The organism is Thermogutta sp. (genome assembly GCF_014359955.1).
Classification (GTDB): Bacteria; Planctomycetota; Planctomycetia; order Pirellulales; family Thermoguttaceae; genus Thermogutta.
The window spans coordinates 1-1,199 of record NZ_JACIYL010001058.1 but is presented as its reverse complement, the minus strand read 5'-3'; the positions used below and the strand labels follow the sequence as shown (position 1 = coordinate 1,199).

The window sequence follows — 1,199 nt, the reverse complement described above, 5'->3', positions numbered from 1 at the left end:
GAGCAACGCTCAATCATCGACGCACCCGCGCGGCGGCAAAGACCACCTCGCGGATCGCCACATTGAATTGAGACGCCAGACAGAGTCAGGCCTCTTGCACCAGCTCAAAGCCGAGTGCCTGGGCGAGCTCGCGGACCGGTTCAGCCAGATCTCCGTAAAAGGTGACGCGATGCCATCCGCCGCTCCAACCCAGGAACAGCTTCTCGAAATCGCCGGGAACTTCGCAGGCCAGCTTTGTGCGGCATGCGCGGTCGATGACGACGTTTTCTGCCGCCACTGCCTGGTGGAAAAGAATCTGTTTTCGATCGGCGAAAATCTCCAGAGTGGACGTCATATATCCAACAGGCAAGAACGATCGAACAGACGCGCCCCGGCGATCCTCGGAGTGGGTGAGGATTTCGTAAGGATTGGCTGGCCCCTGCGGACCAAAGGGCTTCGTGGTGGCCACACAATGCGCGTAGATGATTTGGCGTTTTGACGAATCGATGACAGGATCCGAGATATACCCTGGTCGCCGGATCAAATGATTCATGACCACCAGGGTGACCGTGGAATTGAGATCGGCCTCGCAAGCCCCGATCATGCCGGAGTTGAGAAGTTCCACATAACCCAGGCATGGATACGCCTTGAGTTTGCCACTGTAGAAGCCTCCCAGACAGTTGATCGTGATGGCCTCGGCCTGGTATTTGTCCAGAAGCGCTTTCTGGGCGAGATAATTGATGGCGGAAAGACGCAGCGTCTCGTCGGGATTGTCGATGATGACTTTCTGCGCGCCCGATTTCCATCGGCCAGCCAGTTCATCAGCAGCATCTCGATCGACCTTGTCGGCCGCTTCCGCCAATTCGTCAAAGCTCACCCGGTGTACGGTGATTCCCAGTCGTTCCCCGATACTTCTGGCCAGCGCCTCACTGCCGCCGCCGACGGCGACGATTCTGGCCTTTTTAATGCTCTCCAAGCAGTCACCGATGGAGGCCAGTTCCAGCTTGTCCTCGGCTACCTGAGTCACTCGCGGCGGAGGAGTCCGTTCCTGCCGAACCCGATCACATGCTGCGACAAATGCATCCACCCCCTGCGTCTTCAAAATGGGAAAGCACCGGGCGGCTGCGATCAGGTCCTCCGTGTTTGATGAACCGATGAGAGAAAAATTCCTGTACTTCCGTCGCAACTGTGAGCCGTACACCAGGAAGCCCCCGCTTCCG

At 57.8% G+C, this 1,199-nt stretch carries 1 protein-coding gene; it reads right to left on the bottom strand.

What is annotated here, in order from left to right; genetic code table 11:
* Positions 1-85 precede the first annotated feature (85 nt).
* On the bottom strand, positions 86-1,199 hold a 1,114-nt coding region (locus H5U08_RS19345), incomplete at its 5' end, for a hypothetical protein (protein ID WP_297036982.1).